Source organism: Blastococcus sp. KM273129, assembly GCF_021698995.1.
GTDB lineage: Bacteria > Actinomycetota > Actinomycetes > Mycobacteriales > Geodermatophilaceae > Blastococcus.
The window spans coordinates 1-1,201 of record NZ_SSXB01000166.1; the positions used below are offsets into that span (position 1 = coordinate 1).

1 protein-coding gene is annotated in these 1,201 nt (G+C 74.8%); it reads right to left on the reverse strand.

Annotated elements, in window-relative coordinates; all coding sequences use genetic code 11:
• Positions 1–232 precede the first annotated feature (232 nt).
• The coding region (locus E9565_RS21845; RefSeq protein WP_236836718.1) for a transposase at positions 233–1,201 on the reverse strand (969 nt) is incomplete at its 5' end.

Genomic DNA, 1,201 nt, shown 5'->3' on the forward strand with positions numbered 1-1,201 from the left:
CTAGCTTTCGCCTCGCCAGTCAAGAGCTGTAGCGGGCAGGGGGCATCGGGCCGGGTGCTTCAGCGTCCGGCCGTGGGGTGCAGCGCGGTGGTCGGGTCCGGCGGTGGGGCCAGGTTCGGCAGGCTGATCAGACGCCGTCGAGCGGCTGGCTTTCGTGTGCGCCGTAGGCGGCCCCAGGGCGAGCGGGCGGCAAGCTAGGTTGCGCCGTCGTGCGGCATAGCTGTCGCAGCCGTCACCGCTCGCTCTGGTGCCGGGCTCGACGGTAGCGCTGTTCGTCGAAGGGGTGTTGGGTCTTCAGCAGCGTGTAGGCCAGCCGGCAGGCGTGGCGGGCGAGGGCGACCCGGGCCGGGATGGGGCGCATGCCTCGGGCGCGCAGCTCGTCGTGGCGCTGGATGAACACGCCGCAGTGCTGAGAGAGACCCCAGGCCAGGTTCATCAGGGCGTCACGGTGTTCGGGCAGCCCCTGGCGGGAGATGCGACCGCGCCGGTTCAGGGTGGCCGACTGGTAGCTGGCCGGGGCCAGGCCGGTGGCCGAGTAGAGGTGCTCTGCGCTGGGGAAGCGGGCGATGGGCAGGCTGAAGGCGGCGAACGCGGCTGCCCGGCTGGTGGCCACGCCGGGAAGGGTGGTCAAGACCTGTCCGTCGGTGCCGGCCAGCAGGCCGGTGAGGTCGTCGTCGACAGCGGTGATGTCGGCGGTCAATGCCCGCCAGCGGAGCAGGCCGCGGCCCAGCCGAGCAGCGCGGGCCGGCGCGTCGGCCGGCGGGGGCAGGCAGGTCCGCCACCGGTGGACCCAGAACTGCGCCTCGGCGTCGAGGACCCGGCCGCGGGCGCGGGACCGCAGCGACCGGACCGAGGGCGGCCGCCCGGCGAAGGCGACCGCGCAGTCCAGCACCGCTTGCCCGATGACGCCTTCCAGCTTCAGCGCCCGGCCGTGCCCGGCCGGCGCGGACAGGCCCGGGCACAGCGCGTTGAGCTGGTCGTGCAGCCGCTGCTGGGCGACCTTGCGTTCGGCGACCAGGCCCCGGCGGTGCCGGACCGCGGCGGCCAGCGCGTCCTCGAGCCGGTCGGTGACCAGCCGGCCCTGCCCCTGGCGGGCCAGATAGGTCAGCGCGGCGCAGTCCCGGTCATCGGTCTTGAACCGGCGCGAGCCAAGCTGCGCGCGGGCGGCGGTGGTCTCCGACGGCGCGAACAGCCGCACCGA